This window comes from Protaetiibacter intestinalis (assembly GCF_003627075.1).
Taxonomy (GTDB): Bacteria; Actinomycetota; Actinomycetes; order Actinomycetales; family Microbacteriaceae; genus Homoserinibacter; species Homoserinibacter intestinalis.
The window spans coordinates 940,801-964,187 of record NZ_CP032630.1 but is presented as its reverse complement, the minus strand read 5'-3'; the positions used below and the strand labels follow the sequence as shown (position 1 = coordinate 964,187).

General features: G+C 72.4%; 24 protein-coding genes and 1 tRNA gene. 13 read left to right on the top strand and 12 right to left on the bottom strand.

The window, feature by feature from the left end:
- Positions 1-134: 134 nt before the first annotated feature.
- The 7 genes from D7I47_RS04695 to D7I47_RS04665 all read left to right on the top strand — a co-directional run bounded on the left by D7I47_RS04695 (position 135) and on the right by D7I47_RS04665 (position 6,881).
- A complete protein-coding gene (locus D7I47_RS04695) occupies positions 135-914 on the top strand; it encodes an IclR family transcriptional regulator (protein WP_120761976.1) in 780 nt (259 codons plus the stop codon).
- Positions 911-1,810, top strand: a complete 900-nt coding sequence (locus tag D7I47_RS04690) for an ABC transporter permease (RefSeq protein WP_227000843.1) — start codon at positions 911-913, stop codon at positions 1,808-1,810. The genes D7I47_RS04695 and D7I47_RS04690 overlap by 4 nt, the downstream gene beginning before the upstream one ends.
- Complete coding sequence (locus D7I47_RS04685) at positions 1,807-2,676, top strand: ABC transporter permease (protein WP_120761975.1); 870 nt, start codon at positions 1,807-1,809, stop codon at positions 2,674-2,676. The genes D7I47_RS04690 and D7I47_RS04685 overlap by 4 nt, the downstream gene beginning before the upstream one ends.
- Positions 2,677-2,687: 11 nt before the next feature.
- Positions 2,688-3,827: an ABC transporter ATP-binding protein gene (locus D7I47_RS04680; RefSeq protein ID WP_120761974.1), complete on the top strand. Its 1,140-nt coding sequence runs from the start codon at positions 2,688-2,690 to the stop codon at positions 3,825-3,827.
- A gap of 144 nt (positions 3,828-3,971) precedes the next feature.
- On the top strand, positions 3,972-5,069 hold the full coding sequence (locus D7I47_RS04675) for an extracellular solute-binding protein (RefSeq protein WP_120761973.1): 1,098 nt from the start codon (positions 3,972-3,974) through the stop codon (positions 5,067-5,069).
- Positions 5,070-5,137: 68 nt separating this feature from the next.
- Positions 5,138-5,935, top strand: a complete 798-nt coding sequence (locus D7I47_RS04670; RefSeq protein WP_120761972.1) for an IclR family transcriptional regulator — start codon at positions 5,138-5,140, stop codon at positions 5,933-5,935.
- Positions 5,907-6,881, top strand: a complete 975-nt coding sequence (locus D7I47_RS04665) for a cyclase family protein (RefSeq protein WP_120761971.1) — start codon at positions 5,907-5,909, stop codon at positions 6,879-6,881. The genes D7I47_RS04670 and D7I47_RS04665 overlap by 29 nt, the downstream gene beginning before the upstream one ends.
- Positions 6,882-6,904: 23 nt before the next feature.
- Here D7I47_RS04665 and D7I47_RS04660 read toward each other — a convergent pair whose 3' ends face one another.
- Both D7I47_RS04660 and D7I47_RS04655 read right to left on the bottom strand, forming a co-directional pair.
- Positions 6,905-8,335 (bottom strand): NAD-dependent succinate-semialdehyde dehydrogenase, encoded by a 1,431-nt coding sequence (locus D7I47_RS04660; RefSeq protein WP_120761970.1) that lies wholly within the window; start codon positions 8,333-8,335, stop codon positions 6,905-6,907.
- On the bottom strand, positions 8,332-9,564 hold the full coding sequence (locus D7I47_RS04655; RefSeq protein WP_157981633.1) for an iron-containing alcohol dehydrogenase: 1,233 nt from the start codon (positions 9,562-9,564) through the stop codon (positions 8,332-8,334). The genes D7I47_RS04660 and D7I47_RS04655 overlap by 4 nt, the downstream gene beginning before the upstream one ends.
- Before the next feature lie 72 nt (positions 9,565-9,636).
- Here D7I47_RS04655 and D7I47_RS04650 point away from each other — a divergent pair, with 72 nt between their 5' ends.
- A complete protein-coding gene (locus D7I47_RS04650) occupies positions 9,637-10,374 on the top strand; it encodes an IclR family transcriptional regulator (protein ID WP_120761968.1) in 738 nt (245 codons plus the stop codon).
- A 100-nt stretch (positions 10,375-10,474) separates the two neighbouring features.
- Here the strand turns inward: D7I47_RS04650 and D7I47_RS04645 are convergent, their stop codons facing one another.
- From D7I47_RS04645 to D7I47_RS04620, 6 genes are all read right to left on the bottom strand, one after another.
- Complete coding sequence (locus tag D7I47_RS04645; protein WP_120761967.1) at positions 10,475-11,386, bottom strand: cation diffusion facilitator family transporter; 912 nt, start codon at positions 11,384-11,386, stop codon at positions 10,475-10,477.
- Between the two features lie 57 nt (positions 11,387-11,443).
- On the bottom strand, positions 11,444-12,085 hold the full coding sequence (locus tag D7I47_RS04640) for a winged helix-turn-helix transcriptional regulator (RefSeq protein WP_120761966.1): 642 nt from the start codon (positions 12,083-12,085) through the stop codon (positions 11,444-11,446).
- Positions 12,086-12,087: 2 nt separating this feature from the next.
- The gene (locus tag D7I47_RS04635; protein ID WP_120761965.1) at positions 12,088-12,525 is read right to left on the bottom strand and encodes a VOC family protein; all 438 of its coding nucleotides are present in this window, start codon (positions 12,523-12,525) and stop codon (positions 12,088-12,090) included.
- A gap of 90 nt (positions 12,526-12,615) precedes the next feature.
- Positions 12,616-13,608, bottom strand: coding sequence for a DUF2804 domain-containing protein (locus D7I47_RS04630; RefSeq protein ID WP_120761964.1), 993 nt, complete (start codon positions 13,606-13,608; stop codon positions 12,616-12,618).
- On the bottom strand, positions 13,605-15,365 hold the full coding sequence (locus tag D7I47_RS04625) for a glycoside hydrolase family 2 protein (protein WP_120761963.1): 1,761 nt from the start codon (positions 15,363-15,365) through the stop codon (positions 13,605-13,607). The genes D7I47_RS04630 and D7I47_RS04625 overlap by 4 nt, the downstream gene beginning before the upstream one ends.
- Entirely contained in the window at positions 15,362-16,675 is a 1,314-nt protein-coding gene (locus D7I47_RS04620; RefSeq protein WP_120761962.1) for an MFS transporter, read from the bottom strand. The genes D7I47_RS04625 and D7I47_RS04620 overlap by 4 nt, the downstream gene beginning before the upstream one ends.
- Before the next feature lie 71 nt (positions 16,676-16,746).
- Here D7I47_RS04620 and D7I47_RS04615 point away from each other — a divergent pair, with 71 nt between their 5' ends.
- Positions 16,747-17,736, top strand: coding sequence for a LacI family DNA-binding transcriptional regulator (locus D7I47_RS04615; RefSeq protein ID WP_170154361.1), 990 nt, complete (start codon positions 16,747-16,749; stop codon positions 17,734-17,736).
- A gap of 27 nt (positions 17,737-17,763) precedes the next feature.
- On the opposite strand, the gene D7I47_RS04610 is transcribed toward D7I47_RS04615, so the two are convergent.
- A complete protein-coding gene (locus D7I47_RS04610; protein WP_120761960.1) occupies positions 17,764-18,177 on the bottom strand; it encodes a DUF1801 domain-containing protein in 414 nt (137 codons plus the stop codon).
- A 45-nt stretch (positions 18,178-18,222) separates the two neighbouring features.
- Between D7I47_RS04610 and D7I47_RS04605 the strand changes: the two genes are divergently transcribed.
- Positions 18,223-18,519, top strand: coding sequence for a DUF2277 domain-containing protein (locus D7I47_RS04605; protein ID WP_120761959.1), 297 nt, complete (start codon positions 18,223-18,225; stop codon positions 18,517-18,519).
- A gap of 161 nt (positions 18,520-18,680) precedes the next feature.
- Here D7I47_RS04605 and D7I47_RS04600 read toward each other — a convergent pair.
- The 3 genes from D7I47_RS04600 to D7I47_RS04590 form a co-directional block, all read right to left on the bottom strand.
- Positions 18,681-18,770 (bottom strand) — tRNA-Ser (locus D7I47_RS04600).
- A gap of 57 nt (positions 18,771-18,827) precedes the next feature.
- Entirely contained in the window at positions 18,828-20,000 is a 1,173-nt protein-coding gene (locus D7I47_RS04595) for a class I SAM-dependent methyltransferase (RefSeq protein WP_319592673.1), read from the bottom strand.
- Positions 20,001-20,217: 217 nt separating this feature from the next.
- Positions 20,218-21,078, bottom strand: coding sequence for an NAD(P)H-binding protein (locus D7I47_RS04590; RefSeq protein ID WP_120761958.1), 861 nt, complete (start codon positions 21,076-21,078; stop codon positions 20,218-20,220).
- A gap of 152 nt (positions 21,079-21,230) precedes the next feature.
- Between D7I47_RS04590 and D7I47_RS04585 the strand changes: the two genes are divergently transcribed.
- The 3 genes from D7I47_RS04585 to D7I47_RS04575 all read left to right on the top strand — a co-directional run bounded on the left by D7I47_RS04585 (position 21,231) and on the right by D7I47_RS04575 (position 23,387).
- Complete coding sequence (locus tag D7I47_RS04585) at positions 21,231-21,626, top strand: winged helix-turn-helix transcriptional regulator (protein ID WP_120761957.1); 396 nt, start codon at positions 21,231-21,233, stop codon at positions 21,624-21,626.
- 95 nt (positions 21,627-21,721) lie between these two features.
- Positions 21,722-22,483: a GTP pyrophosphokinase gene (locus D7I47_RS04580; protein ID WP_227000841.1), complete on the top strand. Its 762-nt coding sequence runs from the start codon at positions 21,722-21,724 to the stop codon at positions 22,481-22,483.
- 31 nt (positions 22,484-22,514) lie between these two features.
- Positions 22,515-23,387 (top strand): LLM class flavin-dependent oxidoreductase, encoded by an 873-nt coding sequence (locus D7I47_RS04575; protein WP_120761956.1) that lies wholly within the window; start codon positions 22,515-22,517, stop codon positions 23,385-23,387.

Genomic DNA, 23,387 nt, shown 5'->3' with positions numbered 1-23,387 from the left:
CCGCGGATGCGGCTGATCACGAGTGATGATCGAATCCGGCGCGCGAGTTGACGGACGCCGGATCCTGTTCTAGCGTTCGTATTCTGAAATCGCAGATTGCATTTCGAACATCTGAACCTCGACGAGGAGGTGACATGGCGACGACCGAGGAGCTGCTCGGCACCCCCGAGCTCGCGTTCGAGATCGACCGCGGATCCATCCAGTCGATCGAGCGGGCCGCCGCCGTGCTCGGCCTGCTCGACCAGCACACGCGCGTGCTCACCCCCGCCCTCGTCGCCGAGCGCCTCGGGCTCAACCGCTCCACGGCGCACCGCTACCTGCAGTCGCTGCAGAACTCGGGCTTCCTCGACAGCGCCTACGGGCTCGGTCCGCTGTTCGACCAGCTCTCGGCGCTCGTCGCCGGCCGCCAGCAGCTGCTCGGACTCGCGCCCGCCATCATGCGGCAGCTCTCCGACCGCACGGGCCTCACCTGCGTGCTGAGCTTCCTCGGCCGCACGGGCGCCGTCGTCACCCTTGTCGAGGAGGCGAGCGCGGGCACCATCATCCTCACCGTCCGCACCGGCACCGTGCTCGAGGTGCGCGCCGCCCAGTCGCGCGTGCTGCTCGCCTTCCAGTCCGACCCGGCCGTCGTCGCGCGCGTGCACTCGACGCTCGGCGACGAGGAGCGGCGCGTCGAGACCGGCGCGCTCGCCCGCGTGCGTCGCGAGCGTCTCGCCTGGGCCGACCTCGGACGCATCGGCCTCGCCTCGGTCGCGGCGCCCGTCTTCGGCCCCCACGACATCCAGGCCGCCATCGCGCTGCTCGGCACGAGTCCCGTGCTCTCGCCCGACGACGTCGCCGGACGCGTCGAGCTGCTGCGCGAGGCCGCCGACAAGCTCAGCGTGATGCTCGCCTCGGAGGAGAGGACCCCGTGACCGACCTGATGTCCGACCCCGTCGAGGCCGCGCGCGTCGCGCGTCGGCGACGGCTCGACGCGAACTGGCTGCTGCTCGTGCCCGCGCTCGCCCTGCTGACGGTCGTGCTGCTCGTGCCGCTCGTGCAGAGCTTCATCCGCAGCATCTCGACCCCGAGCTGGGGCTTCGACAACTACGTGAAGCTCTTCACCGACGGGGTCACCCTCACCGTGCTCGGTCGCACCGCGACGACCGCCCTCGTCGTCACGATCGTCGCGTTCCTGCTCGGCTACCCCTACGCCTACTTCATGACCCGGGTCGGCGACCGCACGCGCGCCATCCTGCTCGTCGTCGTGCTCATCCCGTTCTGGACCTCGGTCATGGCGCGCAATTTCGCCTGGCTCGTCATCCTGCAGCGCGGCGGTCCCGTGCAGACCGCGCTCAGCTGGATCGGCCTCGGCGACGTGCAGCTCGTCGGCTCGCAGATCGGCGTGACGATCGCCATGAGCCAGGTGCTGCTGCCGTTCATGGTGCTGCCGCTGTTCAGCTCGCTCTCCGCGATCGACCGGCGCCTGCTGCTCGCGGCGCGCGGGCTGGGCTCGCGCCCCATCGTGGCGTTCTGGAAGGTGTACTGGCCGCTCTCGCGCGGCGGGGTCGTCGCGGGCCTCATCCTCGTCTTCACCCTGAGCCTCGGCTTCTACGTGACGCCCGCGCTGCTCGGCTCGCCGCAGCAGTCGCTCATCGCCCAGCTGCTCGCGCAGCGCACGACCCAGCTGCTCGACTTCGCGGGCGCCGGGGCGCTCGGCATGGTCGTGCTCGTGGTGACCCTGCTGCTCGTCGCCTGGGCCAACCGGGTCGGCGGCACGATCTCCGCGATCGGCGTCGTCGCGACCTCCGGATCGGGAGGCCGTCGATGAGCACCGCACCCGCGCGCGCTCCCGAGCCCGCGCTCGAGACCGTCGCGATCATCGCCGGCTCGCGGGGCCGCCGCCGACGCGACCGCTCGGTCGACCCCATCCCGTGGTGGCTCGCCGTCATCGGCGTGGCCGTCGCGATCTACTTCATCCTGCCGACGCTGTTCGTGATCCCCATGAGCTTCGGCGGACAGGGCAGCTTCCAGTTCCCGCCGAAGGAGTTCACTCTCGAGCTGTACCGCAACTTCTTCACCAACCCGAAGTGGATCGGCTCGCTGCTGAACTCGCTGCTCGTGGCCGTGCTCGCCGCGAGCCTGGCGACGGTCGTCGGCACGGCCGCGGCGCTCGGGCTGCACAACCTGGCCGGCCGGGTGTCGCGCCTCGTGCGCACCCTGCTCATGGTGTCGATGGTGACGCCCGCGATCGTCGTCGCGGTCGCCGTGTACGTCTCGTTCCTGCAGTGGCACCTCGTCGGGTCGATCGGCGGCTACGTGCTCGCCCACGCGGCGATCGGCGTGCCGTTCGTGCTCGTCTCGGTCACGAGCGCGCTCGGCGGCTTCGACCCCAAGCTGCTGCGCGCATCCGCGTCGCTCGGCGCCTCGCCCCTGCGCACCTTCATGCGGGTGACGCTGCCGCTCATCAGTCGCGGGGTGCTCACGGGCGCCGTGTTCGCCTTCGTCACCTCGCTCGACGAGGTCGTCATCGCGCTCTTCCTGCGTTCGCCCACCTTCCAGACCCTGCCCGTGCAGATGTACACGGCCGTCACGGTCGAGGTCGATCCGACGATCGCCGCGTCGTCGAGTCTCGTCGTCGTGACCGTGACCCTGTTGCTGCTCATCCCGCTGCTCGCCCGACCCGCGAAGCGTTGAGAGGAGAACCCATGACCACCCACGCACCGGCCCGCGCCACGAGCGCCGCGCCCGCCGCACCGACGACGCGGGGCACCCGCATCCAGCTCGAGCACGTCACCAAGGACTACGGCCTCGCCGTGCCGGCGGTCGACGACATCACGCTCACGATCGAGCCCGGCGAGTTCATGACGCTGCTCGGCCCCTCGGGTTCGGGCAAGACCACGACCCTGAACCTCATCGCGGGCTTCGAGACGCTCACCGCCGGACGCATCGCCCTCAACGGTGCCGACGTCGGCAAGCTGCCGCCGCACAAGCGCGACCTCGGCATGCTGTTCCAGAACTACGCGCTGTTCCCGCACATGACGGTCGCGCAGAACGTCGCCTACCCGCTGCGCGAGCGCCGGATGCCGCGGGCCGAGATCGCGCGCAAGGTCGCCGAGGTGCTCGAGCTCGTGCAGCTCACCGGCCGCGACGACCACTACCCGGCGCAGCTCTCGGGCGGGCAGCAGCAGCGCGTGGCACTCGCCCGCGCCATCGTGTTCGACCCGAAGGCGCTGCTGCTCGACGAGCCGCTCGGCGCACTCGACCGGAACCTCCGCGGGGCGCTGCAGGCGGAGATCCGCCGCATCCACCGCGAGGTGGGCTCGACCTTCGTGTTCGTGACGCACGACCAGGAGGAGGCGATGAACCTCTCCGATCGGATCGCGCTGTTCAACCAGGGGCGCATCGAGCAGGTGGGCAGCCCCGAGCAGCTCTACCGGCACCCGGAGACGCTCTTCACGGCGCGCTTCCTGGGCGACTCGAACGTCTTCGAGCTGGGCGGCGGTGCCGGTGGCGGCCGGGTCGCCTGGGAGGACCGCAGCTGGGCGGTCGATCCCGCGACGGTCGCGGCCCACCCCGGCGTCGTCGACCGGGCGGCCGTCGTCGTGCGCCCGGAGGACGTCGGCATCGTGCGCGCGGCATCCGAGCTGCCGGCGGATGCCAACTCGGTGGGCGCGCGCGTGGTCGACGTCGAGTACATGGGCTCGTACCGCACCGCCATGCTCGCCTTCGGCGCCGCGGGCGTCGCGGGGCGGGCCCGCATCGACGCGTTCGACGCGTCGGTCGCGATCGGAGACGAGGTGATCGCGCATTGGCGCCCCGGGCGCCAGCGCCTCGTCGCCGCATGAGACGTCGCGGGCGCTCCGGCGCACCGCGATCACGACGGCTGGGACTCCGTCGAACCGTCCGCTCCGGTGGACGTCAACTCCACAGAACCGAACACCCACGAGTCCGGCTCCGGCCGGCCTCTCGACCCGGAGGAACAGACAACGATGTCCCGAATCACATCCCGAACCCGAGCCGGACGGCGCACCGCCGTCTCCGGCATCGGCCTGATCGCGGCCGTGGGGCTGCTCGCGGGCTGCGCGGGCACGCCGACCCCCGAGGGGACCGGCGGTGCCGACGAGCCCGTCACGATCACCTACGTCGGCTACGGCGGCGCCGGGCAGGACGCGCAGATCCAGGCCTGGCAGGTGCCCTACACGCAGGCGCACCCCAACATCACCTTCGTCAACACCTCGCCGCCGGATGTGGCGCAGGTGAAGGCGCAGGTGGAGGCGGGTGCCGTGCTGTGGGACGTGCTCGCGACGGCCCCCTACGCGGCCGAGCAGAACTGCGGCACGCTCTTCGAGCCGCTCGACGTGACGCTCACCGTCCCGGAGGACGACCTCGTGCCCGGCTCGGTCGGCAAGTGCTACACGGCCAACTGGATCAACGCGACCCCGATGGCCTACCGCACCGACGCCTTCCCGAACGGCGGCCCGAAGACCGTCGAGGACTTCTTCGACACCGAGAAGTTCCCGGGGCAGCGCGGCTTCGTCACCAACCTGCAGAACGGCATCCTCGAGTACGCCTCGATCGCCGCGGGCGCCGACCCGGAGAACCTCTACCCGCTCGACGTCGACTCGGCGCTCGACGAGCTCGAGAAGATCCGCTCGGTGACGACCTTCGCGCCGAACGTGGGCGCCCTGCAGCAGGCCGTGGCCGCCGACCAGGTCGACATGTTCTTCCTGCCCGACTCGCGTCTCGTGCCGCAGCTGGCCGAGGGCGACGACCTCACGATCGTGTGGGATGTCACGGTCGCCTCGATCAACGCCTTCGCGGTGCCGAAGGGCTCGCCGCACAAGGCCGAGGTGGAGGCGTTCCTGGCGAGCGTCATGGAGCCGGGTCCGGTGGCGAAGATCTCGGAGCTGCTCGGTGTCGCGCCCATCAACAAGAACGCGAAGCCCGACCTCAACGAGTACGCGAGCCAGGTGCAGGTGTACAACCCGGACGTCAACACGGGCATCACGGTGCTCCAGGACATCCCCTGGTACACCGAGAACTTCAATGACGCCTCGACGAAGCTGACCAACTGGTTGGCCGGCTGACCCGCTGAAGACGAGGAACTGTGCAGACCGCCGGGGGAGGTGTTCTCCATTTGAACTACGATCGTGCGATGGTGAACACCGAGCCCGGCGGCGAGCCCTCGAACCTCGACATCCAGTCGGTCTCGCGGGTCGGGCAGATCCTCGGACTGTTCGGCCCGCGGACCGTCGAGCTGACGGCCGCCGAGGTCGCCGAGCGCGTCGGCCTCAACCGCACCACGGCATACCGCTACTGCGCCTCCATGGCGAGCGCCGGCATCCTCGAGCGCGGGCACCGCAAGGGCTCGTTCACGCTCGGCGGGCTCGTGCTGCAGTTGGGCATCCACGCCCTGCACCGCAAGCGCGTCGTCGACATCGCCCCGGCCTACCTCGAAGACCTCGCCCGCACCGCCGGCTCGACCGCCGTGCTGAGTCTGTGGGGCGTCGACCGACCGGTCGTCGCCCTCGTGCACGAGAACCCGACCCGCACGGTCGTCGTCACGGTGCGCCCGGGCACGCAGCTCGACCTCGAGGCGTCGCAGACGCGCGTCTTCCTCGCCCACCTCACCGACCACCAGACGGTCGAGAGGATGATGGAACCTCTTCCGGCGCCGCAGCGCGCCGAGCTCGAAGCGGCGATCTACACCGCGCGCCGCACCGGCTACTACGTGTCGAAGCTCCCCGACGGGATCTACGGCGCGGCCGCCCCGGTCTTCGACGAATACGGGATCTGCGCCACCGTGGCGCTGCTCGGCTCCGAGATCGGCGCCGACCTGTCCCCGGGTTCCCCCCTCCTCTCGGCCCTCACCTCGACTGCGGCCGCGCTCGGCGCCGAGCTCGCCGGCCGCGAGGGAGAACCGAATGCGAAGCTACGACGAGCTGCGGAATGAGCAGCCACCCGGCTCCAGCTGGAGCACCTTCGGGCCGGGCGACCGGCTCGGCACCGTCAACTTCCTGACGCCGGAGCGCGTCGCCTCCGCTGCGCGCCTCGTGCGCACCGGCAAGCGCTTCAGCCTCGACCACCCGCTCACGGCGTTCGAGCCGTACCCGACCGGCACGCGGCGGCCCATCGAGCACCACCTGTTCGCGAACAACGAGTTCCACCGCGACGACTGGATCGACTCCTTCTACCTGCAGTCGTCGTCGCAGCTCGACGCGCTGCGCCACATCGGGCACCCGCTGCACGGCTTCTACGGCGGGCTCTCACCCGCCGACAACGACGAGCACTCGACGACGCTCGGCATCCAGCACTACGCGGATGCCGGCATCGCCGGGCGGGGCGTGCTGCTCGACGTGCCGCGGTACTTCGCCGCCCACGAGCTCGACTACGACACCGAGCGCACCATCCCGATCGACGCCGAGCTGCTCGACGCGATCGCCGCCTGGCAGGGGGTGGGTTTCGCGGGCGGCGAGCTGCTGCTGCTGCGCACCGCGTGGGCCGAGCGCTACCTCGCGAAGACCCCGGAGGAGCGGGCCGTGACACCCTGGCGGCTGTCGCCCGGACTCGCCCAGAAGGAGTCGGTGCTGCGCTGGCTGTGGGAGCACGAGATCGCGCTCGTCGCGGCCGACAATCTCGCGGTAGAAGCCGACCCCGTGCTCGACAGCGACTTCCGCTACCCGGGCGAGCGGCCACCCGAGCGCGGCGTGGACCACTCCGGGATGCTGCACCGGCCGCTCATCGCGCTGCTCGGCATGGCGCTCGGCGAGCTCTGGAAGCTCGACGAGCTGGCCGCCGACTGCGCGGAGGACGGCGTCTACGAGTTCTTCCTCACCGTCAAGCCCCTCAACCTGCCGGGGGCGGCGGGCTCGCCGCCGAACGCGCTGGCCCTCAAGTGAGCGGACGGCACCGGATGCGGCGCTCAGGCCGTGAGGGCGATGTACTTCTCCTCGAGGTACTCGAGGATCCCCTCCGAGGAGCCCTCGCGGCCGAGGCCGCTCTGCTTCACGCCGCCGAACGGAGCGGCCGGGTCGCTCACGACACCGCGGTTCACGGCGACCATGCCGGCCTCGAGGCGCCGCGCCACGGCGACCGCCTCGCGCTCCTCGCCGAAGACGTAGGCCATGAGGCCGTAGATCGTGTCGTTCGCCATCCGCACCGCCTCGTCCACCTCGGAGAAGCGCACGACGGTGGTGACGGGTCCGAAGATCTCGGTCTCGGTGATGCGCGAACCGTGCCGCACACCCGTGAGCAGGGTCGGCGCGTAGAAGGCTCCGGTCTCGGATGCCGTGGCGCCCGTCACGGCGACCGCGCCGTCGGCGAGGGCGGCGTCGACGAGGGACGCGACCTTGTCGCGCTCGGTCACCGAGACGAGCGCCCCGAGCTGGTTGCCCCGGTCGAGACCGGGGCCGACCGTGTAGGCGGCGAGGCGCTTGGCCATCCGGCCCACGAAGGCGTCGTGGAGCGAGTCGTGCACGTAGAAGCGGTTGGCGGCCGTGCACGCCGAGCCGCCGTTGCGCATCTTCGCCTGCAGGGCACCCTCGACGGCGACGTCGAGCTCCGCGCCCGGCAGCACGATGACGGGCGCGTTGCCCCCGAGCTCCATCGAGGCGCTCACGACGCGGTCGGCGCAGGCGTGCAGCAGCTCACGGCCCACCTCGGTCGAGCCCGTGAAGCTCAGCTTGCGCACCTCGGGTCGGGCGAGCATCGCCGCGACGTTCGGCCCGGTCGGCACGGGGGTCACGAGGTTCACGACCCCACGCGGCACGCCCACGCGGTGCAGCACGTCGACGACGTAGGCCGCGGTGAGCGGCGTCTCGCGGGCGGGCTTGAGGATCGTCGTGCAGCCCGCGGCGAGCGCCGGCCCGAGCTTGCGGGTCGCCATCGCGGCCGGGAAGTTCCACGGCGTGATGAGCAGCGAGACGCCGATCGGCTGGCGGTCGACGACGATGCGCTTGTCGCCCGCGGGAGAGAGGCGGTAGTCGCCCGAGATGCGCACGGCCTCCTCCGAGAACCAGCGGAAGAACTCGGTCGCGTAGCCGGCCTCGCCCATCGCGTCACCCCACGACTTGCCGTTCTCGCGCACCATGATCTCGGCGAAGAGCTCCTTCTCGGCCACGAGCACCTCGAAGGCCGCCCGCAGCAGCTCGCCGCGCTCGCGGGGGGCGGCCGCCGCCCATCCCTCCTGGGCGGCGGCCGCGGCATCCACGGCGGCCATGCAGTCCGCCTCGGTCGCGATCGCGAAGCGCTCCACGACCGAGAGGTCGGAGGGGTCGATCACGTCGAAGCGCCCGCCGCCTGCACCGGGGCGCCACGCGCCGTCGATGTAGAGGTCGGCTCTCAGCTCGGTCATCGGGTGCTCCGTTCGGCGAGTGCGCCCTCGTGGGCGCGGGTCAGGATCTCGAGCAGGAAGGCGGCGTCGGCCGGCACGGGCGACATCGCCACGAGCCGCCGGGAGGCGAGGCCGAGCTCGGCCACCCGCGGCAGCTCGGCGGCGTCGAGGCCGAGCGCCGCGAGCGACGGCGGCAGGCCGATGCGGCGCCCCAGCTCCGCGGTGATCGTGACGGCGTCGTCGACGCGCGCCGACTCGGATGCGGCGGTCGAGCCGAGCGCGGCGCCGAGTTCCGCGATGCGCGCGGCCGCCTCCTCGTCGACGCGGATCGCATCCAGCACGTACGGCAGCAGCAGCCCCGTGCCGACTCCGTGGGCCGTGTGGGTGAGCGCGCCGATCGGGTACTGGAGGGCGTGCGAGAGATGAGTGCCCGTCGGACCGAACGACATGCCGCCCACGAGGCTTGCGTAGGCGAGGTGCCGCCGCGCCTCCCGATGGTCGGGCTCGACGACCGCGACCGGCAGCCAGCGGCCGATGCGCGCGGCGGCGTCGAGCGCCGTCACATCGGAGAAGACGTTGCGTCCCGTGAAGACCGGCAGCACCGCATCCCAGACCGGCTCGACGGGGGCGGCCGTGTACGACTCGGCGAGGTGCACGAGGGCGTCGATGCCGGAGGCGGCGGTCACCCCGGCGGGCGCGCCGAGGGTGAGCTCCGCGTCGACGATCGCCGCGGCGGGCACGAGGTGCGGGCTCGAGACGCCCACCTTGAGCTCGCGGTCGGGGTCGGTGACGACGGCGACGGGGGTCGCCTCGGAACCGGTTCCGGCCGTCGTCGGCACGGCGACGACCGGGGTGACGGGACCGGGCACGAGGTTCTCGCCGTAGTAGCGGCTGAGCGGACCCTCGTAGGCGGCGAGCAGCGCGACCACCTTGGCGGCGTCGAGCACGCTGCCGCCGCCGATCGCGAGGATGACGTCGGGCGCGGCCTCCCGGGCGCGCGCAGCGAGGGCGTCGAGCGAGGCGACCGGCAGCTCGGGCTGCACCTCGGTGACGAGGGTGACGGCGGCCCCGCCCTCCTCGAGCGCGCGCCGGATACCGGCGAAGGCGGGCGTCGTCGCGACGAAGGGGTCGACGATCGCGAACACCCGCGAGCCGAACTCGGCCAACAGGCGGGGCAGTTGGGCGCGGGCGCCCTCACCCACGTGGATGCGCGGCGGCAGGCGCAGGGTTCCCGCGGTCGTCTGGATCACATCCCCGATCCTGCGGCGCAGGCCGAGGCCGAGACCAGGGGGCGTCCCGCGGGACGGGACGGGTCGGCGTCGATGCTGACGCGCGCCTTCCAGCTGCTCGACGCCTTCACCCCCGACCGGCCCGAGCTGACCCTGCGGGAGCTCGCCGCGCGCGCGGGGGTGCCTCGATCGACGACGCACCGGCTGGTGGGGGAGCTGCTCGCCTGGGGTGCCCTCGAACGCGGCCCGCGCGGGGTGCGGCTCGGGGTCAAGCTCTTCGAGCTCGGGGCGCTGGCCCCCACGCCCAACCGGCTCGTCGCGGGAGCCTCCGCCCACCTGCACGCCCTGCGCGAGGTGACGGGCCTGACCGCCAACCTCGCCATCCGCGAGGGCGGGCACCTCGTGTACCTCGACAAGATCGGCGCACGAGACCTGCGGGTGCCGCACTCGCGACTCGGCGGGCGCGGGGCGCTGCACGCGACGGCGCTCGGCAAGGCGATCCTCGCCTTCAGCCCGCAACCCGACGTCGACGAGCTGCTCGCGCATCCGCTCGCCGCCCTCACCCGGGCGACGATCACCGACCCGGATGCGCTGCGCACCGAGCTCGCGCGCGTGCGCCGGGCGGGTGCCGCCTACGACCTCGCCGAGTCGTTCGACGGGCTGTTCTGCGTCGCCGCACCCGTGCGCGACCGGCGGGGTGCCGCGGTCGCGGCCCTCTCGGTGACGGGGGCGACCGCCCGCGCGCAGGCCGAGCGCTTCGCCCCCGCCGTCATCGCGACGGCGCGCACCCTCGAGCGCGAGCTCGACCCCGGCCGCCGCATCGCGACCTGACCACCCCCGCCTCCACCCGTGACGCTGACCGGTCGGTTTCTGGTCTCAAACCGCCGGTTTGAGACCAGAAACCGACCGATCAGCGATGTCGGGGTGAGGATCAGGCCGGGTCGAGGGAGGGCTCGTCGGGGAGCGAGAGGGTGAGGGCGGCGATCGCGATGTTGTCGTGGCGCTCGAGGTCGTCGGAGACCTGGCGCAGGCGCACCGCCACCACCGACTCCGCGTCGTCGTCGACGAGGTCGACCGCGGCGACGAGCAGCAGCTGCCCGGGGCCCACGAACTCGAGGTGCAGGAAGGTCACGCGGGAGATCGCGGCGTGCAGCAGCAGCTGCTCGAGCACCGCGCGCCGGACGGATGCCGGGGGAGGCGCGCCGACGAGGAAGCGACGGTTGCGCTGGATGAGCAGCACCGCGACGACGCCCAGCAGCACGCCGATGAGGATCGACCCCACCCCGTCCCACGCCGAGACGCCGGTCGCCTGGTGCAGGCCGAGGGCGCCCGCCGCGATCGCGAGCCCGACGAGTGCCGCGACATCCTCGAACACGACGGCGCGCAGCGTCGCGTTCGAACCGTTGAGCACGTAGTCGAGCGGCTCGCGGTCGAGCGTCGCGGTCTCGCGTCGCACCTGGCGGATCGACTGCGCGAGCGAGCCGCCCTCGAGCACGGCGGCGACGGCCAGCACGGCGTAGCCGATGCCGTAGTCGGTGACGGCCTCCGGCTCGAGCAGCTCCTGCACGCCGACCGCGATCGACAGCACGGCCCCGATCGTGAACAGGCCGAACGCGGCGAACAGCGACCACACGTACACGTCGCGCCCGTAGCCGAGCGGATGCTCGCGGTCGCGTCGTCGCCGACCGGAGCGCTCCGCGAACAGCAGGAAGACCTCGTTGCCCGCATCCGCCCAGCTGTGCAGCGCCTCCGCGACGAGCGAGGCGGATCCCGTGATGAGCGCCGCGGCCGTCTTCGCGATCGCGACCGCGATGTTGGCGAGGAAGGCGATCACGACGGCCATGCGCCCATCCTCCTCGCTCCGGGGCTCAGGCGGTGGCGGCCGCGGCGACGCCGCGCGTCACGCCGCCAGGTGGAACGTGCTCGCGAAGCGGTCCAACAGTTCGTCGGGTCCACGCAGGACCTCGACGACCCCGGTGGCGATGGCGCGTGCGGGCGCGAGCTCTCCCGAGATGAGGTGGCGGATGTCGGGCCCCGCGGTGAAGTCGAGGTCGGCGGGGCCCGTGCCGCGGTCGACCGCGAGCCGCGAGCCGTCGACCCGGATGAGCAGCTCGGCCGGGCCGAGGCGCGCGGCGTACGCGGTCGCCGGCAGCGACTCCGCGACATCCGCCCGGAATGCGGTGCGCAGGGCGATGGTCATCGAGTCGGCAGTGACCACCTGGTCGTCGCGCGGGTCGCCCATGGCCTTGAACCCCCACGCGCCGAGCGCGAGCACGACCGGCTCGAGCTCGCGGCCGTAGGGCGTGAGCTCGTAGAGCACCACGCGCGAGCGGGGCATCCGGCGGATCACGCCGACGGCCTGCAGCTCCTTCAGCCGTGACGCGAGGATGTTGCTCGGGATGCGCGGCAGGCCCGCGGCGAGCTCGCCGTAGCGTCGCGGGCCGACGAGCAGGTCGCGCACGATGAGCAACGCCCAGCGCTCGCCGACCAGTTCGAGGGCGCGCGTGATCCCGTCGTACTGCCCGTAGTCGCGTGCGGCCAAGCTCAGGCCTGCTGCTCGGCCATGAACGCCTCGGGGCCCTTCTCGGCGGCCACCGGATCCATCCAGCCGAACTCGAGCATGTTGCCGTCGGGGTCGGTGAGCTGGCGCTGGTACATGAAGCCGTAGTCGGCGGCGGGGCGCTCCTCGACGCCGCCCGCGGCCACGCCATCCGTGATCGCCTGGTCGACGGCCTCGCGGCTGTCGAGGAAGATCGCGGTCGACACCGAGACGGCCTCGGCGGGGTTGCCGATGGGGCGGTCTGTGAAGGTCTGGAAGAACTCGCGGACGAGGATCATGAAGTAGTTGTGGTCCTCTTCGACGACGACGCACGCGGCGTTGTGGTCGGTGAACTGCGGGTTGATTCGGAAGCCGAGCGCCGTGTAGAACGCCTTCGCGCGCTCCAGGTCGGTCACCGGCAGGTTGACGAACATCGCGGTCATGGTGGCTCCTTGCAGCTTCGTCGTCCCGATGTGGACAGTGTCCACACTTGCAAATAACAAGTGCCGTTGTCAAGGGTCGAGCGTGGGTGGCTACCAGCGGTTGGCGACATCCTCCGCGAAACCGAAGAGCCGCTCGATGCGGATGCGCTCGCCCCCCACCCGGATCCAGCCGTCGAAGACGCCGAACACCTGGTCGCCGCGCGTGCCGAGCGGGCCGAGGTCGGTGCGCGTCGCGTGGTCGTACTCGGGGGTGAGGGTCACCTCGATGTCGGTGCCGCGGATCGTCCACGGATCCATCGGGCGCTCGAGGTCGTAGACCCACTCGAGTTGCTCCGACACCTTGTGGGTGCGGCCGTCGACCACGAAGCCGTTCTCGGTCATCCCGGTGCCGTCGGTCCACCTCGCGCCGAACTGCAGCCCCACGAGGTGCCCGTCGGTGCGCCCGACCGCGGCGCCCCAGTTCCAGCGCACCGAGTGGTGCCAGCGCCCGCGCCCGTGGTCGAGGATCGCCCACGCCTCGCCGAGCTCCGTCGTCACCCCGTCGACCGTGACGGTTCCGGATGCCGTGCGCACGACATCCTTCACCGTGTACTGGAAGCGGCGCTCCGACCACGGCACCACGACCGCCACGAGCTCGTGCGGCTCCGGGCGCGCGGCCAGCACATCCACCGCGAGCCCCCGTGCGCGGGCCCGCAGGCGCGTGCCGCCCGGCTCCTCGACGAACGAGAGCTCGAGCCCCCGCATCCGGGCGCGGGCGCCGCCCCCGCCGAGCGAGCCGGGCAGCGTCGCCGTCCACGGGCCGCCCACCGCGCCCCGGTCGACCGTCTCGCCCGTGCGGCGGTCGTGCACCCAGAAGCCGTGCACGCCCGCGAAGTCGAGCGACGACACCGTGAGCGAGACGATGTGCGTGGGCGACAGGATCGCCCAGTACTCCCAGCGCTTGTTGCGCCCCCGGTCGCGGAAGCCGCGGCCGATGCCCGAGGTGTCGTGCAGCGCCGTCCGGCTCCAGCCGACCGCCTCGCGGTTCAGGCCGCCGCCCGGCAGGCACAGCGCCACCGGCTCGGTGATCTCGCGTTCGGTCATGGTGCCTCCTCGAGAGTGGCGTGTGCGAAGGCGCGGCGGATGTCGGCGTTGAGCGCGCGCACCGCATCCGCATCGAGCTTCACCTCGCCGCGGTCGGCGGTGAGCAGTCCGTTCGACTCGTCCTCGACATCCGACAGCTGCGTGTAGACGGTCGCGGAGAGTCCGCGGGCGATCGCCGGGATCACCTCGCGACGGTGCAGACGCTCGTAGGCCCGGGTCAGCGCGGCGCGCGAGGCGAGCCGGCGGTAGCCGAACTCGCGTTCCGGGTAGCGGTGCCCGGGCAGCCGCAGGCTGTAGCCGCCGAACTCCGACACGACGAGGGCGCGCCTGTCGCGCCCCCACCAGCGGGCGGGACGGATCGGCTGGAAGTAGACGTGCAGACTGCGGAGATCCCCCGCGCGCTGGTCGTGCCATCCGCTCGCCTGGTCGATCACGCGGGTGTCGTCGAGGGCGCGCACCCGATCGGCGGCCGTGGCGGCGTCGAACTGCCCCCAGCCTTCGTTGAACGGCACCCAGGTGACGACCGAGGGGACGTTGCGCAGCAGCTCGACCGTCGCATCCAGTTCGCCGAGGAACTCCTCGCGCCCCGCCGCATCCGCCCGGCCGAAGGCGCGGTACCAGCGGTCGGGGAAGCGGATGCGCGGCGAGATCACCGGGGTCGTGATGACCCAGGGGCGGTAGCGCTCGCCGCCGTTCACCATGTCCTGCCAGACGAGCACGCCGAGCCGGTCGCAGTGGTGGTACCAGCGCAGCGGCTCGATCTTGATGTGCTTGCGCAGCATCGTGAAGCCGAGCTCCTTCATGCTGCGGATGTCGTGCACGAGCGCCGCATCGTCGGGGGCCGTGTAGAGGCCGTCCGGCCAGTACCCCTGGTCGAGCACTCCGAGATGCGGGTAGGGGGCGCCGTTGAGGTGCAGGCGCGGCACCCCGTGCGTATCCGGCGCCACCTCGACGCTGCGCAGGCCCACGTAGCTCGTGACGCGGTCGTCGCCGAGGGCGATCTCGAGGTCGTAGAGGTGCGGGTCGTCGGGGCTCCACGGGCGCGGCTCCGGCACGCGGATGCGCAGCGTCTCGCCGCTCACCCCGCCCGCCTCCGCGACGCGCTCGCCGCCGTCGAGCACCGCGACGGTGAGCGGATGCGCGCCCCCGTCGGAGGCGTCGACCGTCAGCTCGAGCGTCGCCTCGGCGAGGCCCGCGCGGATGCCGGGGGTGCGCATCCGCAGCGCCGCGACATGCAGGGTGGGCACCTCCTCGAGCCACACCGTCTGCCAGATGCCCGACTGCGCGGTGTACCAGATGCCGCCGCGCGCCAGTCGCTGCTTGCCGACGGAGTGGGCGGCGGTGTCGCTCACGTCGCGCACCTCGACGACGAGCTCGTGCTCGCCCCGCCCGCCCAGGGCATCCGTGATGTCGACCGAGAACGGCAGGTAACCCCCCGTGTGCGCGGCCACCTCGACGCCGTCCAGCAGCACCCGGCACGTCTGGTCGACCGCGCCGAAGTGCAGGATCGTGCGCCGCCCCGGTGCCGCCGTCGCGCTGATCCGCCTCCGGTACCAGAGCGACTCGTGCGGCTGCAGCTGCCGCCCCACGCCCGAGAGCTCCGCCTCGGGTGAGAACGGCACCAGGATGCGCTGCCCCCAGTCGGAGGGCGCCTCGCCCGCCGGGGTGAAGGCGCACCGCCACCAGCCGTTGAGGATCGTGAACCCGGCACGCCGCAGTTGCGGCCGCGGGTACTCCGGATGCGGGACCTCGCTCATCGCGCGCGCTTCTCGGCGCGGGCCCGCAGCACGGCCACCGCGGGGACGAGCACGAGCACCACGGCGGCGGCGAGGAAGATCTCGGCGCCCGGGACCGGCCGCTCCACCCCGAGATCGATGTAGCTCCGCCCGGCGCCCGTGATCACCGCGGCGCCGATGAACGGGCCCACCACCATCGGCACCATGATCACGGTCACCATGCGCAGGCCCTGCACCATCCCGGCCCGCCCCTCCGGGGTCTCGTCGCGCACGGTCGCCGAGAGCGAGGCGATGGCCGTCATCATGCCGCCGAGGGCGAGCGAGGCGGCCACGATCACGGACACCATATCGCGGGCGAAGAACAGCAGCACGAGCCCGAGCGCGAACAGCGCGGTCGCCGGCAGCAGCATCCGCCGCTTGCCGATGCGGTCCATGAGGCGCCCGCCGAGCACGCTGATGACGGATGCCGTGAGCAGCGAGACGCCCAGCACGAGGGCGTACGACTCGATCTGCAGGCCGTACTGCAGGTAGATGATCACGTAGGGCAGGAACACCTGGCTCGCGGTGCCGACCACGAGCCAGGTCAGCAGCGACAGGTAGAGGGCGGGGTTCGCGCGGATCGCGGAGGGGCGGAAGCCCTGCACCAGGCGCGCGAGCATCGAGGGCTCGGATGCGGGACGCGCGGCCTGCGGAACGTCGCGCACCAGGAACCACGACACGACGCCGGTCACCACGACCGCGCCGCCGACGATCGCGAAGAACAGCCGCCACTCGCCGGCCCGGGTGAGGCCGTCGAGGGCGCCGAAGACGAGCAGCATCGCCAGCAGCGGCATGACCGCGACCACCCCGTCGACGCGGCCGCGCGTGCGGGGCGTGGTGGCATCCGTCACCCAGGCGTTGAACGCGGCATCGTTGGCGCCGGAGCCGAAGATGCTCATGACGCAGTCGAGGGCGATGATGCCGACGACGGCGGCGAGCACGTAGGGGGCGGCGACCACGCCCTCCGCGGGGGCGAGCAGCCCGAACGCGGCGGTGGAGGCGCCCCAGGCGAGGTAGCCGACGGCGATGAACGGCCGCCGCCTGCCGGTGCGGTCGGACCACGCGCCGACGACGATCGTGGCGAGGGTGGCGGCGACGGCGCTCGACGCGACGAGGGTGGCGGTCACGGTCGGGTCGGGGGTGATCGTCTCGTAGACGAACACGTTGAGGTACATGTTCTCGACCGTCCACGCGAGCTGGCCGACCAGGCCGACCAGCACCACCGTCCACCAGAGGCGGGCCCCCGGGCGTTCGCGGGTGGTGGGGGCGGATGTGGCGGGCGCTGACGTCATCGTCGGTCCTCGGGTCGTGGGCGGGTGCGTTTTTTCCACGTGGAAAGCCATTTGAGCATAACCTGGTCGCCGTGGTCACGCAGCAGGATGTCGCCGACCGGGCCGGGGTCGGACGCCGCACCGTCTCGCACGTCGTCACCGACTTCCCGCACGTCAACCCGGCCGTGCGCGAGAGGGTGCTGCGGGCCATCGACGAACTCGGCTACGTGCCCAACCGTGCGGCGCAACGCCTGCGCACCGGACGCGGCGGGGTGATCGCACTCGTCGTGCCCGAGATCGGGGTCGGCTACTTCGGCCAGCTCGCCCACCTCGTCGTCGAGGAGGCGGCCGCGCGCGGCGTCGGCACGATCGTCGCCCAGACCCACGGGCTGCGCGAGCGCGAGCTGGTCGAGATCGAACGCATCCTCGCCCTGCAACCGGACGGCCTCATCCTGAGCCCGCTCGGGCTCACCGCCGCCGACCTCGCCGCGCTCGACGTGCGCACCGCCGTCGCCCTCATCGGTGAGCGCTTCGCCGAACCCGACGCGCGCACGATCGTGGTCGACAACGAGTCGGCGTCCGCCGAACTCGTGGCGCATCTCGTCGCCTCCGGCCGCACGTGCGTCGCCTACGTCGGCGGCACGCAGGAGGAACCCCGCTTCGACAGCCTGCGCCGCACCGGGTACCTCTCGGCGCTCGCGGAGGCCGGACTGCAGGCGCCGCCGATCGTCGAACTCGCCGACTACACGACCCCCGAAGGCCACGCCGCGGGCCTCGAACTGGTGCGTCGCATCCGCGCCGGCGAGTCGGTGGATGCCGTGTTCTGCGTGACCGACGAGGTCGCGCTGGGCGTGCTGCGCGCCCTGCACGACGGCGGGGTGCGCGTACCGGACGAGGTCGCGGTGGCCGGCTTCGACGACATCGCCGAGGCCCGCTACGCGACCCCCCGACTCACCACCGTCGCCCCCGACACCGCGCAGCTCGCCCGCCGTGCGGTCGCCGCCGCCCTCGGCGACGCGCCCGCGGATGCCGCGGGCCGCATCCCCCACCGCCTGCAGCTGCGCGAGAGCACCGACGGCTGACGGGCGGTCGCGCGACCGGCGCGGTGCCTACAGCCCGGCGCGGATCGCGGCCTCCAGCACCTCGAGGTCGACATCCGCGAGCCGGCGGAAGCGGATGCAGTAGCCCGTCACCGTCGCCTTGCCGATCGTGGCGCCGAAGGTGCTGCGCAGGTGCTCCCGGTCGGGGAGGCCCATCACGTACACCGAGATGCCGCCCGTGTTCGCGGTGAGGCCGATGCGATAGAAGTCGCGCGTCCTGCCGCCGGCGAGCGTCGTGGTCCGGCGGCCGTAGCCGATGTTCGGGTTCGTCACGACCCTGCCCGTGTCGTCGGTGCCGTCGAGGAACCACAGCTCCGCATCCGGCGCGAGCGCCCGGATGCGGCGGTCGAGCTCGCGCAGCTCGGCCTGCTTCGGCTCGGGCTGGCTCGCCAGGTAGGCCTCGATCCGCTCGGCGACGTCCATGCGGATCGGTATAGCACGTCGGCGTCGCGGCGTATCGTCGCGGGCATGTGCCGCAACATCCGCTGCCTCCACAACTTCGAGCCCCCCACCACCGACGACGAGGTGCGGGAGGCCGCCCTCCAGTTCGTGCGCAAGGTGAGCGGATCGACGCATCCCTCGCGCGCCAACACCCCCGCCTTCGAGCAGGCGATCGACGAGATCGCGGAGGCGACGCGGCGGATGCTGGACCAGCTCGTCACCAACGCCCCGCCGAAGAACCGCGAGGCGGAGGCGGTGAAGGGACGGGCGCGGCACGAGAAGCGCATGGAGCGGGAGGTGCGGGTGCGGACGGGGGTGGGGTAGGTGCTGGGGCGTCGGGGGTTCTGGGGGTGCTGGGGGTACCGGGGGCTCTGGGGTACCGGTGGCTTCGCGGTGCGGCGCCTGCGGCGCCGGCACGCTCGTGCCACGGTGCCTGGCGAATAGGTTGAGGCGCCCGCCCCTCCGGGGCGGACGCCTCAACCTATTGGCGGTACCGGTGGGATTTGAACCCACGGATGGCGTGAACCATCACATGTTTTCGAGACATGCTCCTTCGGCCGCTCGGACACGGTACCGCCGACGAGTCTAACGGACGCACGGCGGTGGTCGAGACCGGGTCCTGAGTCCGTGGCCTACCCCCGGCGGGTGGACGCCGTCACGGTGAACTTCGGGGTGCGGGTGAGTTGCCTCGTCGGGCCGACGAGGCGTTCGAGCGTGGGACGGTAGCCGAGGTGCGAGTTCCACACGACGCGCAGCTCACCGCCCGGGCGCAGCACGCGGGCGGCATCCGCGAACAGCCGGTGCGCGATCTCGGTGGTGACGGCCGCGCCCGCGTGGAACGGCGGGTTGAGCACGATGAGGTCGGCGGATGCGTCGGGCTCGCTCGAGAGGCCGTCGTCGTGGCGGGTCTCGACGCGTACGCCGTTCGCCTCGGCGGTGAGGCGGGCCGACTCGACCGCGACCGCGGAGACGTCGGTGGCGAGGATGCGCGCGGCCGGGTTCGCGCGGGCGAGTGCTACGGCGACGATGCCCGTGCCGCAGGCGAGATCGACGGCGTTCTCGAACGGCGGCAGGGTGTCGAAGGTGGCGAGCAGGGCTCGGGTGCCGATGTCGAGGCTCGCCCCCGCGAAGACGCCCGGCAGCGCCACGACCTCGAGGGGCGGCTGCCCGGATGGAGAGGCGACCGCCCGGCGGGGGTAACTGCTCCCGCCGCCGGTGGATGAGTCCGCCCGCGCTGCGTTCGGCGCCGCCCGCGCTGCGGGCGCCGGCTCGCGGGCGACGATGATGCGCGACTTGGCGCGGGCGTGGGCGACGTCGACGCGTGCGAAGGAGGCAGCGAGCACGTCGTTCTGGGTGGGCGTCATGTGCTTGATGCGCCCGCCCGCGAGCAGCACCAGCTCGGGGCTGGCGGGGCCGGCGAGCGCCTGCGCGACGGCGGCCAGGCGCTCGAGCGAGCGTGGCATCCGCAGCAGCACGAGGGAGGTGGCGGGCGTCACGAGCTCGGCGAGCGGATGCTGCCCCGGCTCCGCGAGGCCCGTGCGGGCGGCGTTCGCGGCGAGCGCGCGCCGCGCGACGATCGAGTCCTGGTGCACCCGCACGGTTCGCGCCCCGAGCGACGCCGCCCCCAGCGCGAGTGCCCCGTGCGTGTCGTCGACCACCGCGACCTCGCCCGCCAGCGCATCCGGGAACTCGGATGCCGCATGGTCGAGCAGGTACCGGTCGGCCGCATCCCATGCCCGCAGCTCGGCGCCGCCGACGTCCGGTTCGCGCGAGAGCGCATCGAGCAGCGCATCCAGGTCCGGCACCCCTCGACGCTACCCGTGCCGGGGATTCCGCAACTCAGGAGATCCGCGCGAGACGGCCCCGCATCCGGCCCGCGGCTCGTTTCTCCTGAGTTGCGAAACCCTCCCACTCTCGCAACTCAGGAAGAAGCCGCCGTCGGGGCCGCGAAGCAGCGGATGCGGGGGAGCCTTCCTGAGTTGCGGAAAGCGGGCGGGGGCCTCACCCCGCGGCGCGCACGGGTCAGGCCGCCGAGCCCGCGCGCAGGGTGTCGGCGATCGGGGTCGTGGGGCGGCCGATGAGGCGCGAGAGGTCGCCGGTCACCTCGGCGAGCAGGCCGTCGCGGATGTTCGCGTCGAGCCCCACGAGGAAGCCCACGAGTCCCGCGTCGAGTCCCGCCGCGGTGAGCGCGGCGGTCTGCTCCTCGGGGGTCTGCGCGACGTAGGCGATCTCGCGGCCGAGCACCTCGCCGATCGTCACGGTCAGCTCCGCGAAGTCCCACGCGATGTCGCCGCCGAGCTCGTACACCTTGCCGAGGTGCCCCTCGCCCGTCAGCACGGCGGCGGCCGCCTCGGCGAAGTCGGCGCGCGACGCGCTCGCGACCCGGCCCGCACCCGTGCTCGACGCGACGACGCCCGTCGCGGCCGCCTGCTGCACCGTGCTCAGGTAGTTCTCGTGGTACCAGTTGTTGCGCAGGATGGTCGCCGGAACACCGGATGCGGCGATCGCCTCCTCGGTGGCCTTGTGCTCGGGCGCCAGGATGAGCGCCGAGGTGGTCGCGTGCGGTGCGCTCGTGTAGACGAGCTGGGCGACGCCCGCGGCGGCGGCCGCGTCGACGACGGCCATGTGCTGCGCGACGCGCTGCCCCAGCTCCGACCCCGAAACGAGCAGCACCTTCTCGACGCCGGCCACGGCATCCGCGACGGAGGCGGCATCCGTGTAGTCGAGGTGCACGGTCTGCACGCCCTTCGCGGCGAGGTCGGCGACCTTCGCGACGTCGCGCGCGCCGGCGCGGATGTCGGATGCGGCGACGCCGCGGGCGAGCAGCGCCTCCACGGTGAGGCGGCCGAGGTGCCCGGATGCTCCGGTGACGAGGATGGTCATGGTGTTCCTTTCGTGGCTTCGTTGGGGAGGACGACGCGCCGACAACGGCCCGGGTGGGTGCCTCCGCGCGGCGTGTCATCCTCCCCAACGAACAGCGGACGCCCCATGGTACTTCCCGATCCGCAGTACCCACTTTTTGGTAAGCTACTGGCATGACGGTGAGTTTGAGGGAACTGCGGCAGCTTCCCGGGTTCGATGACACCCTGCTCACCGACGGATGCCCCACGCGCGTCGTACTCGACCACGTCACCAGCAAGTGGGGCGTGCTCGTGCTGCTGGCCCTGAGCGACGGCACCCATCGCTGGGGCGAGCTGCGCCGGGCCGTCGACGGCATCAGCGAGAAGATGCTCGCCCAGACCCTGCGCATCCTCGAGGCCGACGGGTTCGTGCTGCGCGACGCGCACCCCACCATCCCGCCCCACGTCGAGTACTCGCTCACCGAGCGCGGCCGCGAGCTCACCGACCGGATGCTGCCCCTCGTCGAGTGGATCGCCCGCGACACGAGCGCCACTTTTTCGCCTGCCGCGCCAGGAGTTCCTGCCGCCTGAGGCCGAACGCTGCAGCGTTTGACAGAACAGCCTCGTTCAGCGGGGGTTCAGGTGGGGTTCAGCGGAGCCCAGGATGCGTGGCTAGCGTCGGACGGGTGACCGACGCCGCCACCGCGAACGCCCCCGCCACCGTCCCCACCGTCCCCACCGCATCCGACCTCGCCGTGTACCGCGGACTGTTCCAGTCGATGACCGGCTACGACGGCACCGCCGCCACCGCCGACGGCCAGGTGCCGCTGCAGGTGATCAAGAACCTGCAGAAGCGGGTGGCGCAGTTCCACCTCTCCTACAAGTTCGCGATCGACGAGCTCACGACCAAGATCGGCATCCTCCAGGAGGAGTTCGAGCACACCCACGACTACAGCCCCATCGAGCACGTGCGCACGCGGCTCAAGTCGATGGACTCGATCATCGAGAAGGTGCAGCGCACCGGCACCACGCCCGACGTCGACGCCGTGCGCGCCCGCATCCGCGACATCGCCGGGGTGCGCATCACGTGCGCCTTCGTGGCCGACGCGTACTGGGTGGCCGACATGCTCATGGCGCAGGCCGACCTCGAGGTGCTCGAGATCAAGGACTACATCGCGAACCCGAAGGCCAACGGCTACCAGAGCCTGCACCTCATCGTGACGGTGCCGGTGTTCCTCTCCGACCGCACCGAGCTCGTGCCGGTCGAGATCCAGCTGCGCACCATCGCGATGGACTTCTGGGCGAGCCTCGAGCACAAGATCTACTACAAGTACGACCGCGAGGTGCCGGCCTCGCTCGTCGCCGAGCTCACCGAGGCGGCGGATGCGGCCCGCGCGCTCGACGCGAAGATGGCCACTCTGCGTGATCAGATCCGCGCCCTCGGGTGACCGCGTCGGCCGCCCCTGCCACGATGGGTGCATGAGCACCAGTGTCGGCGTCATCTTCACCCCCACCCGTCCCCCCGAGGCCCTGCGCGACTTCGTCGTCGAGGCGGAGCGGCTGGGGCTGGATGAGGTGCTGCTGTTCGAGGACTGCTTCCGCGAGTCGGGCATCGCCGCCGCCGTCGCCGCGCTCGCCGCGACCGAGCGCATCCGCATCGGCATCGGGGTGCTGCCGATGCCGTTCCGCAACGTGGCGCTGCTCGCGATGGAGGCCGCCACGATCGAGCGGCTGTTCCCGGGCCGGCTGCGGCTCGGCGTCGGCCACGGCGTGCAGGACTGGATGGGGCAGGTGGGCGCGCGCCCGGCATCCCCGCTCACCCTCATGCGCGAGTACGTGCCGGCCCTGAAGGCCCTGCTCGCGGGCGAGAGGCTCGATGTCGCCGGCCGCTACGTGACCCTCGACGGGGTGCAGCTGAACTGGCCGCCCGCGTCCGCTCTGCCCGTGTGGGCGGCGGGCGAGGGTCCGAGAACACTGCTGCTCACGGGCGAGGTGGCCGACGGCACGATCCTCACCACCGGCACGCCCCCCGAGGCGGTGCTCGCCGCCGCCGCACTCGTCGCGCAGGGCCGCGAGGCGGCCGGCCGGGGTGGCATCCAGCCGCTCGCGTCGTTCGTCATGACCGCGTTCGGGGCGGATGCGGAGGCCCGGCTCGCCGCCGAGCTCGCCGCGTGGGGGTACGAGGGCGAGCGTGCCGCGGGGGTCGCGGGTTCGCCCGCCGAGGTGGCCGAGCAGCTGCGCGCCTGGGTCGACGCGGGTGCCTCGTCCCTGCTGCTGCAGCCGCTCGACGACGAGACCGACCTCGCGCGCTTCCTCGCCGACTGCGCCGAGGTCGCCGCCCTCATCCGCTAG

What these genes read in the sequence shown, in the direction of transcription:
- D7I47_RS04695 (WP_120761976.1), top strand. Translation starts at nt 135, where the DNA reads ATGGCGACGACCGAGGAGCTGCTCGGCACCCCCGAGCTCGCGTTCGAG.
- D7I47_RS04685 (WP_120761975.1), top strand. Translation starts at nt 1,807, where the DNA reads ATGAGCACCGCACCCGCGCGCGCTCCCGAGCCCGCGCTCGAGACCGTC.
- D7I47_RS04680 (WP_120761974.1), top strand. Translation starts at nt 2,688, where the DNA reads ATGACCACCCACGCACCGGCCCGCGCCACGAGCGCCGCGCCCGCCGCA.
- D7I47_RS04675 (WP_120761973.1), top strand. Translation starts at nt 3,972, where the DNA reads ATGTCCCGAATCACATCCCGAACCCGAGCCGGACGGCGCACCGCCGTC.
- D7I47_RS04670 (WP_120761972.1), top strand. Translation starts at nt 5,138, where the DNA reads ATGGTGAACACCGAGCCCGGCGGCGAGCCCTCGAACCTCGACATCCAG.
- D7I47_RS04665 (WP_120761971.1), top strand. Translation starts at nt 5,907, where the DNA reads ATGCGAAGCTACGACGAGCTGCGGAATGAGCAGCCACCCGGCTCCAGC.
- D7I47_RS04660 (WP_120761970.1), bottom strand. Translation starts at nt 8,335, where the DNA reads ATGACCGAGCTGAGAGCCGACCTCTACATCGACGGCGCGTGGCGCCCC.
- D7I47_RS04650 (WP_120761968.1), top strand. Translation starts at nt 9,637, where the DNA reads ATGCTGACGCGCGCCTTCCAGCTGCTCGACGCCTTCACCCCCGACCGG.
- D7I47_RS04645 (WP_120761967.1), bottom strand. Translation starts at nt 11,386, where the DNA reads ATGGCCGTCGTGATCGCCTTCCTCGCCAACATCGCGGTCGCGATCGCG.
- D7I47_RS04635 (WP_120761965.1), bottom strand. Translation starts at nt 12,525, where the DNA reads ATGACCGCGATGTTCGTCAACCTGCCGGTGACCGACCTGGAGCGCGCG.
- D7I47_RS04630 (WP_120761964.1), bottom strand. Translation starts at nt 13,608, where the DNA reads ATGACCGAACGCGAGATCACCGAGCCGGTGGCGCTGTGCCTGCCGGGC.
- D7I47_RS04625 (WP_120761963.1), bottom strand. Translation starts at nt 15,365, where the DNA reads ATGAGCGAGGTCCCGCATCCGGAGTACCCGCGGCCGCAACTGCGGCGT.
- D7I47_RS04620 (WP_120761962.1), bottom strand. Translation starts at nt 16,675, where the DNA reads ATGACGTCAGCGCCCGCCACATCCGCCCCCACCACCCGCGAACGCCCG.
- D7I47_RS04610 (WP_120761960.1), bottom strand. Translation starts at nt 18,177, where the DNA reads ATGGACGTCGCCGAGCGGATCGAGGCCTACCTGGCGAGCCAGCCCGAG.
- D7I47_RS04605 (WP_120761959.1), top strand. Translation starts at nt 18,223, where the DNA reads ATGTGCCGCAACATCCGCTGCCTCCACAACTTCGAGCCCCCCACCACC.
- D7I47_RS04590 (WP_120761958.1), bottom strand. Translation starts at nt 21,078, where the DNA reads ATGACCATCCTCGTCACCGGAGCATCCGGGCACCTCGGCCGCCTCACC.
- D7I47_RS04585 (WP_120761957.1), top strand. Translation starts at nt 21,231, where the DNA reads ATGACGGTGAGTTTGAGGGAACTGCGGCAGCTTCCCGGGTTCGATGAC.
- D7I47_RS04575 (WP_120761956.1), top strand. Translation starts at nt 22,515, where the DNA reads ATGAGCACCAGTGTCGGCGTCATCTTCACCCCCACCCGTCCCCCCGAG.